The organism is Actinophytocola sp. (assembly GCF_036402745.1).
Classification (GTDB): Bacteria; Actinomycetota; Actinomycetes; order Mycobacteriales; family Pseudonocardiaceae; genus Actinophytocola.
Genome location: NZ_DASWSJ010000312.1, coordinates 1 through 7,954 on the forward strand (window position 1 = coordinate 1; position 7,954 = coordinate 7,954).

The following is a 7,954-nucleotide window of genomic DNA, read 5'->3' on the forward strand; positions in this document are numbered from 1 at the left end:
TGAACGGGGAGTGCGCCGACATGTTCGGCGGGGCGACGCTCCCGGAAGCGCGCGGCCGTGGCGCCCAGTCGGCGCTGCTCACCGCTCGCGTCCGGGCGGCCACGGGTGAGGGCTGTCGATGGCTCGTCGCCGAGACCGGCGCGGAAGGTCCCGGTGAACACAACCCGTCGCTGCACAACATGGTGCGCGTCGGCTTCGAGCCGTTGTATGAGCGGGCCAACTGGCTGTGGCGTGCGTAGCCCGTTGACATGCACCAGATTGCCGTCGTCGACACGGGTTCTCGGAGGACTGTCCATCATGGACACTGAACGTGGTGAGCTCCGGCCACGGCCACTTCCAGAGCTGTCTCACCGCGATGCCACCATGATCAGTCTCAGCGTGCGCGGCACTTCCTCAGGCGGGTGCCTGCACCGCCTCGACGTTGCACCCGGCGACCCTGGCCAAAATCAGTGACTCCAGCCCGAAGTGACCAGGCATCATGCTGTCATGCACGACTGGCCCATACCCGAGTCCGACGAAATTCCCACGCCGAAGCTGGTTGCCGCTTGGGTGACGCTCGGCATCATCCCTACCGAACGGATCCCGCTCTGGGCGGCGCACTGGCTCGTCCAGGGCTATGACGGGGACACCCTCAGGACTCTGGCCGGCCTCAGCGGCACAGACCCTCACGACGTCCACGACGCACTGCCCGCCGCGCTAGCCGACTGCGCTGCACCTATCCCGGATTCAGACGCAGCTGCGGCACAGGTGGCGTTCATCAAACTCGCCCGCATGCACGCCGACAACCGCGCCACCGAGAGGTGGGTCCTCGACAAGGTCTGCGAGATCGTCGCCGGTCCGGCTACGCCAACAGCGTCATCGAACTTCCACTCGGCCAGATATTCGATCTGTCAGACGAGTGGGGAGCAGGCTGGGGCCGGACGGAGCAACAAATCAAACTCGAGGTCCGGAACGCATGCAGAACTCAACTCGCCGCCAGCGAGGCGGCCGACAACCACTGATCCGCGACACCATCGAGCAGCTCGAAGTTAGTTCAGAGAAGCTTGCCTACGGTGCGCGCAATTGCATGTGAGCCCGAAAATGCTGCCCCGTGTCGACGAATTGGAGTCTGATTTGGAGGAGCGGAGGAAACGCGCAACGGCCGAGGGGTGGCTGGGCGAGATCGAGGGTGTGGACCTCACATTCCAGTGCCTGCGCGACAAGCGCGCCGACGCGCTGCGACTCGCCCGGATCACCCGCCAGGTCGACCTCGGGATTCCCGCCGTCGGCGCAGCCCAATAACCGAGCCAGACAGATCGCTCCCAGCGACTGAGTCACGCCACGAGCGATCTGCCTGCGAGCCGACGAAGCGCCCTCAGGGAGCCATGACAGGACGTTCAAACTTGGGCCCACCGCTCGCGGCCGCGAGGTAAACGCCTGGTGCTCAAGGTCCGTCTGGGTCTTTTCGCGGGCCCTTTGATTAGACGAGGTCCGCGCGGGCAAAGCCGCATCAGCGGCGTTTCGTGCTGGCGCTGTTGGCGGGGGCGGGGCAGGGTTGGGGTGGAGGAGGCGAGTTTGTCGTGGCCATCGCCGTGAACCTGGAGGTTCCGTTGGTCGGCCGTGATCGTGAGTTGCGGCGGCTCGTGGAGTGTGCGCGTCGGGTTCGGTCGGGTGGGGCGGCTGTGGTGGCGATCGGGGGTGAGGCCGGGATTGGGAAGTCGCGGCTGGCCACGGCCGCGCTGCGGCGGGCGCGTGAGGAGGGCTTCATTGCGTTGTGCGGCAGCGGGGGGCCGCTGCATCGCGACTTGTCGTATGCGCCGGTGGTTGAGGCGTTGCGACCGCTGGTGCATGGTCCCGCGGCCGACGTCGCCGCGCTTGTCGACGGGTTGGGCGACCTGGCCCGGCTGTTCGACGGTCTGCCAGGCCCCCGCCCCGCTCCGCTCGGCGACGCGGGGCTGGAGCGCATCCGGCTGTTCGAGGCGGTGTGTGGCCTGCTACGCCGGGCGAGCCGGCGGCAGCCGCTCGCGATACTGATCGACGACCTGCACTGGGTCGACGCGGAATCACTCGCCGTGCTCCACTACCTGGTCCGTGGACTGGCCGACCGCCCGATCCTGTTCGTGCTCACCCACCGTCCTGGGGAGTCGCGACGGGAGGTACGCGAACTGCTCACCGCGCTGCGGCGTGGCGACATGCTCACCGAGATCACCATGCGTCCGCTGAATCAGGACGAGGTCGGCTCGCTCGTGCGGGCGTTGCTGGGTGGCGAGCCACCCACTGCGTTGTTGCGGGCGTTGACCGGCCGGGCTGGCGGGGTGCCGCTGTTCGTCAAGGAACTTCTCGGCGCGCTCGTTGACCGCGGTTCGCTGACGCGCTCCGGCGAGCGGTGGGCGCTCGGCTCCGGCGAGCTCGCACCGATTCCGCGGGTCGTCGGCGATCTGCTGCGTGACCGGATCGAGTTGCTGTCCGACGCCGCTCGCACGGTGCTGGAACTGCTGGCGGTCTTCGGCGGGCAGTCCACGCACGTGCTGCTGCGCGACGTCGTGGCCGACGAGGCGGTTCTGCTCGACGGGGTCGCCCGGCTTCGTGCCGCCAACCTGGTCGAGGAACAGTTGGTGGCCGGTTCGGTGCGCTACCGGGTCGCTCACCCCCTGCTCAACGAGGTGGCCTACGAACTGCTGCCCGCGGCCACCCGCGGTGAGCGGCACGCGGCGGCGGCCCGCGCCATGGCACGTGTCGCCCCGGACGACCTTCGTGGTCTCGCCTTCCACGTCCGCGGCGCCGGCCAGGCGCTGGCGCCGGCGGAGGCTTTCGATGTCCTGTACCGCACGGCCCGCGAGGCGGTGGCGGCGAAGCGGGGCGATGAGGCGGCGGCCAACGCACGGGCCGCGCTCGCGGCCGCGGACCGCCTTGGTCGCACCGAGGTCATGGTCGAGCTGCTGGAGTTGCTCGCCGAGGCCAGTGAGCTCGCCGGCCGGCCGGAAGACGCCTGGACCGCGTGGCTGGCCGCGGCGGACGCGGCCGGCGACGCCGTTCGGACCAGGGCGCGGTGCCTGGCCAGAGCCGCCATGGCGGAGTGGGACCGCGGCCAGCTCGGCGACGCCGAGGCACACCTGGCGCTGGCCGCCGAGGCACTCGCCGGGGTGCCGGTGGGCGAGGAGCACCTGACCGTCACCGCCGCCCGCGCGCGGGTGGCCGGCCGCCGCGGCGACACCGTCGCCCAGCGCCGGCTGGTCGCCGAGCTGGACCGGATTGTCGACGCGGTCGGGTCCCGGCGGGACAGGGTGGCCGCGAACATCCAGCGGCTCGGGATCGCGTTGATCGAGGGTGACTTCCGCACCGGCCTGGCCGGTGTCGGCGACGTCGTCCGGGAGGTCGACGAGCTGCGGGACCCATTGGTCACGGAGCTGGTCACCCGGCCGGTCTTCGTTCTCCTGCTGATGAACGGCGACCTCGCGCTGGCGCGGGCGCAGGCGACCAAGGCGCTCGACCAGGCCCGTGCGGTCGGGGTGCCGACGTTGGAGATCATTCCCCAGCTGCTCCTCGGCTTCGCCGACCTGCTCGGTGGCCGCTGGGATGACGGCATGACCAGGTCCTTCGACGTGCTGGAGCTGGCCCAGCGGGTCGGCAACGTCCGCCACGCCGCTCTCGGGCTGGCGCTGCAGGGGCTGCTGCTCGCCCGTCGCGGCAGGTTCGACGACGCCGCCGCCAGGGTGACGGAGGCACGAGCCCACTTCGGGCACTGGCCAGACGTCGACCGGCGCGTCTTCGGCGTCCTCGACCAGGTGACGATGGAGGTCGCGCTGGGCCGAAACGCCGCCGCCGAGGCCGCACGGCTGGCCCGCGAGCTGGCCGGTCATCGGCCCGTGCTGCTACCGCTCGTGCTGGCCACGCTCGGGGACGCGGCACAGCGCGCGGGCGACATCCCGACCGCGCGCAGTGCCGCGGGCCGGCTCGAGGCGCTGGGCGATGACGCGCTGTACCCGGCCGCTCTTGCCCTGCGGCTGCGTGGCCGGATCACCTGCGACCCGGCGCTGCTCGACGCGGCCGCCGGCCGCCTGGCCACCCTGGGGATGGTCTACGACGAGGTGGTGACGCGGCTGGACCGGGCGGAGCTGCTGACCGGCGTCCCCGACGCGACGCTCGTGGCGGAGGTCGGCCAGTGCGTCGAGGTGCTCGACGAGCTGGGCGCGCGGCCGCAGGCGGACCGGGCCCGGCAGCTGCTGCGCAAGCTCGGCGAACGTCCCGCGCCGCGGCCCGACCGGGACCGGCCGAGCGAGCTGAGCGATCGCGAGGAGCAGGTCGCCCGGCTCGTCGCGCGAGGGCTGTCCAACGCGGCGGTCGCCGAGCGGCTGTTCATCAGCAAGCGAACGGTCACCACGCACCTGCAGAACATCTACAGCCGGCTGGGCCTCAACTCCCGCACGGCGCTCACCCGGTACGTACTCGAGCGGTTGCCCGCTCCCCGAAATACGTAGTCCGGCCGATGCCGCGGTCCCTGCTTAGTGGCCGATCGTGAACTCCACCGATCCGGAGGAGTCACCGATGACCACGCCCCAGGTCCACACCGTGCTACCGCTGCGACAGGCCACCGACCCCCGTCAGGCCGGCGTCAAGGCCGCCACCCTGGCGACGCTGGCAGCGCGGGGACTCCCGGTGCCCGACGGGGTCGTCATCCCGACCGGCGTCTTCGCGCGGGCCGTGGACGCGGCCCGCGAGCCGCCCACGGCCCGCCTCGGAGTGCCCGACGGCGTGCTCACCGCGCTCGCCGAGGCGGTCCGGTCGTGGGGCGACGTCGCGCTCGCCGTGCGCGCCTCCGCGGTGAACGAGGACCTGGCCGACTCCTCCTACGCCGGGCTCTACACGTCGGTGCTCCACGTGCACGGCCCCGAAGCACTGCGGGAGGCCGTGCTGCGCTGCTGGACATCCGCTTTCGCCGACCGGGTCACCGCGTATTCGAGGGGGATGGACGGAGATGCCCGGCCGGCGATGGCGGTGCTGGTGCAACCGATGGTGCCGGCGACCTCTGCTGGAGTGGCGTTCACGGCGAACCCGGTCACCGGCGAGCGCGCCGTCGTGGTGATCGACGCCGTGCCCGGCCTGGCCGAGCGCATGGTCTCCGGTGCGGTGACCCCCGAGCGTTGGACCGTCCGCGCCGGCCGGGCCAGTCGTGAGCCGGGCACCGACACCGAGGCGCTCGACGCCGCCTCGGCGCTCGCCGTAGCCGACCTGGCCCGCCGCGTGGAGCGGCTCCGCGGCACACCCCAGGACGTCGAGTGGGCGCTGGCCGGCGGTGACGTGGTGCTCCTGCAGGCGCGCCCGGTCACCGCGTTACCCGAGCCACCCGAGCCACCCGTCCATCCGGTGCCGGTGCCGGTCGAGGTGCCGGCCGGCTACTGGACCAGGGAGAGCAGCCATGCCCCGCTGCCGTGGACGAGACTGACCCACGCCGTCTACCAGAACCGACTTCCGGCGATCCGTACCGCGGTCGGTGAGCTCGGCCTGCTACTCGACGGCGTGGACATCCGCGACATCGGCGGCCTGGAGTACCTCCGGGTCGTCCCGCTCGGTGGCAAGGCACCACCACGGCTGCCGAGTTGGGCCGTGCCGCTGGCGTTCCGGTTGGTGCCGGCGCTACGGCGACGCGTACGCGAATGCGTCGCCGCGATCCGCGCCGACGTCCCGATGCGAAACATCCACCGCTGGACCCAGGAATGGCAGCCAGAACTCGAAGCCCGCATAGCTGGCCTGCGCGACGTCGACCTCGACGTGCTCGACGACGACGCGCTCGACACGCACCTCCAGTCGACGCTGAGCCTGTCCGACGACGGCTCGTCGATCCACTTCCGGCTCCAACTGGCGCTGGCCATGGTGCTCGGCGAGCTGGGCCACGTCTGCCGGGACCTGCTCGGCTGGGACGACCAGGCCTGGCTGCGACTGGTCGCCGGCACCTCGGCCAGATCCACCGAACCGGCCCGCGCACTGGCAGAACTCGCCGCCCACGTCGCCGCGTGCCCGCGGCTGCGCCTGCTCGTCGAGGAACCGGCACCGGTGGCCGACGTACTCGCCCGCGACACCGACTTCGCCGCCAGGTTCTCCGCCTACCTGCGTCGGTACGGCCGCCGCGCGCTGAGCTACGAGTTCGCCGAGCCGGCCCTCGACGAGCGGCCCGAGCTGGTCCTAGCCCTGCTGCGGGACCAGTTGGCCGCAGACTACGACCCGATGGCACGGGGGCGCGAGCTGGCCGAGTGGCGTGCCACCGCAGCAGCCGAGGCACGCGCCGCGCTGGCCGGCCGCGATTTCGCCGGCACGGAGCGGTTCGAGACCGCGCTGTCCAACGCCGTCGAAGGCTACCCGGTGCGCGAGGACAACGAGTTCTACACCATCAGCACGCCGGGGGCACTCGTGCGCCGAGCCGTGCTGGAGCTCGGCAGGCGGCTGACGCGGCGAGGCCAGCTCCCCGCGCCCGACGCCGCCTTCCACCTGCGCCCGGCCGAGCTGCGGGCGGCGCTGCGGCTCGGCCACGACCTGCGCGAACTGGTCGCCCTGCGGGCCGGCGAGCGAGCCTGGGCCATGGCGAACCCCGGCCCACCCAGCTACGGCAGCCCACCGCCATCCCCGCCACCGATGACGTCACTGCCCGCCGAGGCGCGGTTCGCGAACGAGGCGTTCCTCTGGCTCCTCGACCGGATCCTCGGCGCGCCCCGCGACGCGGCAGCGGAACCGCTCACCGGGATCGCCGCGTCGCCCGGCAGCCACACCGGCCCCGTCCGCGTCATCCACGACGAAACCGAGTTCGACCGGCTACGCGCCGGCGAGGTGCTGGTCTGCCCGACGACCTCGCCGGTCTGGTCGGTGCTGTTCCCGAACGTCGGCGCGCTGGTCACCGACACCGGCGGCACCTTGTCGCACCCGGCGATCATCGCCAGGGAGTACGCCGTGCCCGCGGTCGTGGCCACCGGCGACGCCACCACGCGGCTGCGTGACGGCCAGGTCGTCACCGTGGACGGCACCACCGGCCAGGTCCGGGTCGTCCGATGACCAGCTCGGTGTGGCAGATGACAGGAGCCGTGGAGACCGCCGCCGTCATCGCCGCGGCGCACCGGCTCGGCGTGCTGCGCTTGCTGACGGCGTCCCCGCGGACCGCGACCGAGCTGGCCGACGACCTGTGCCTGGACCTGCCCGCCACCAGCCGGTTGCTCGACACACTCGTCCGGCTCGGCCTGCTGCGCCGTGACGCCGGCGGCTCGTGCGCGGCGGACCCGGCCGCGGTGCACTGGCTCGAGAGGATCACCGAGGCGTGGGGCACCCTGTCCGACGTGGTCCGGACCGGCATCCCGATGACGCCGGCCGACACCGCGGACGGCGCCGCCGCCCTCTACCCGATCGTCGCGCCGCAGCTGGCCGCGTGGTTCGCGCCGGCCGCCGCCCGGCTCGGCGAGATGCTGTCGCCACCACCGGGGCGGGTCCTGGACGTCGGCGCCGGGGCCGCCCCGTGGAGCATCGCCATCGCCGTCGGGAACGAGCACACGCACGTCACCGCGATTGACCTGCCGGCGGTGCTCCCCGCCACCAGGGCCGCCGTCGCCTCGGCGGGGCTGACCACACGCTTCAGCTACCTGGCAGGCGACGTCTTCACCACTGACCTGCCCGCAGCCGCCTATGACCTCGCCATCGTCGGCAACGTCTGCCACCTGTTCGGTCCCGAACTGAACCGGACCCTGTTCGCCAAGCTCCGGCGCAGCGTCCGGCCCGGTGGCCGGATCGCCATCGTGGACATGCTGCCCGCCACGGACCCGGCCGAGCAGCTGGCGATCAGCCGCTACGAACTCGGACTGCTGCTGCGCACGAGCGTGGGCCGGGTGTACCCGCTCACCGCCTACCTGACGTGGTCCACCGAGGCCGGCTTCCCCGGCCTCACCCCGTTCCCGCTCTCGTCCAACCCGCCGATGAGCCTCCTGCTCAGCCAAGGCGC

General features: G+C 72.2%; 4 protein-coding genes and 1 pseudogene. All 5 read left to right on the forward strand.

The features are described from left to right. Positions 1 to 239, forward strand: a pseudogene (locus tag VGD70_RS29180) (hypothetical protein); the annotation flags it as partial. A gap of 841 nt (positions 240 to 1,080) precedes the next feature. Next, positions 1,081 to 1,281 carry a recombinase gene (locus VGD70_RS29185; RefSeq protein ID WP_331086960.1) on the forward strand — a complete coding sequence of 67 codons (201 nt, stop codon included), beginning with the start codon at positions 1,081 to 1,083 and terminating at the stop codon, positions 1,279 to 1,281. A gap of 290 nt (positions 1,282 to 1,571) precedes the next feature. Beyond that, positions 1,572 to 4,457: a helix-turn-helix transcriptional regulator gene (locus VGD70_RS29190; protein ID WP_331086966.1), complete on the forward strand. Its 2,886-nt coding sequence runs from the start codon at positions 1,572 to 1,574 to the stop codon at positions 4,455 to 4,457. Positions 4,458 to 4,524: 67 nt separating this feature from the next. Beyond that, positions 4,525 to 7,020, forward strand: coding sequence for a PEP/pyruvate-binding domain-containing protein (locus VGD70_RS29195; protein ID WP_331086962.1), 2,496 nt, complete (start codon positions 4,525 to 4,527; stop codon positions 7,018 to 7,020). Positions 7,021 to 7,037: 17 nt separating this feature from the next. Continuing rightward, positions 7,038 to 7,954: class I SAM-dependent methyltransferase (locus VGD70_RS29200; protein ID WP_331086964.1), on the forward strand; the 917-nt coding region annotated here is incomplete at its 3' end.

Excerpts from the sequence above, each read along its gene's own strand:
- VGD70_RS29195 (WP_331086962.1), top strand. The coding sequence starts at position 4,525 with ATGACCACGCCCCAGGTCCACACCGTGCTACCGCTGCGACAGGCCACC.
- VGD70_RS29185 (WP_331086960.1), top strand. The coding sequence starts at position 1,081 with ATGCTGCCCCGTGTCGACGAATTGGAGTCTGATTTGGAGGAGCGGAGG.